This window comes from Methanocalculus natronophilus (assembly GCF_038751955.1).
GTDB lineage: Archaea > Halobacteriota > Methanomicrobia > Methanomicrobiales > Methanocorpusculaceae > Methanocalculus > Methanocalculus natronophilus.
Window position 1 is genome coordinate 1 of sequence record NZ_JBCEXH010000061.1, and the last position, 683, is coordinate 683.

Here is a 683-nt window from a genome sequence, read left to right on the forward strand (position 1 = left end):
ATCCATATCTGCACGAAATGCAATCCCTTCATCCATAGTGCCTTCTTTTATCGCAATCACGCCAGTTTTTGCAATACTAAAAGTCTTATATCCCAAACCATCTAAAACATGCTTTACGTAATCGTGGGTCTTAAAAAGATCATAACTCAATTCAGGGATTTGATGCAAATCTCTTCGATATTGTTTTACAGTTTCAAATAAATGTTTCATACTATCATTCCTTCAATTAAAAATCCCATGAGATGATCTCATGGGACACACGCTGCCCCACTTTATAAAAGCTCATCTTTCCTTTTTGGCAAAAGGAAAAACAATGATACATATATTCTATGCACCATCAGCGTGTGCTTCGGCAAAGGCTCCTTTCCTACTTGTACTCATAGACTTTGCGACCTCTTTTATAAAGGGTATTTATCTCTTGAATACTAACACTTAAAATGGTTTAAGTCAAAACTTCCACCTTATGAATAAATCTCAATCGATGCCTTATACACGTGGTTTTTAAATAAAGTATGATAATAAATATGTCCAATAAGTAATGGGATAAATATTAGCGATATCATCAACCAATGAATCATTGAATGGTAAAAGTTTATCCAATGAATGAGTAAAAATTGAGAGATAAATAATCCAAAAGTTGTGATCCCATGAATGACAATTAAAACGTGTTGATACATTCCATA

1 protein-coding gene and 1 riboswitch are annotated in these 683 nt (G+C 33.2%); the gene reads right to left on the reverse strand.

All coding sequences use genetic code 11. The annotated features are described in order from the left end of the window. The coding region (locus tag ABCO64_RS10410) for a hypothetical protein (protein ID WP_425463708.1) at positions 1 to 210 on the reverse strand (210 nt) is incomplete at its 3' end. 60 nt (positions 211 to 270) lie between these two features. Beyond that, positions 271 to 406: riboswitch (Lysine riboswitch) on the reverse strand. Positions 407 to 683 lie beyond the last annotated feature (277 nt).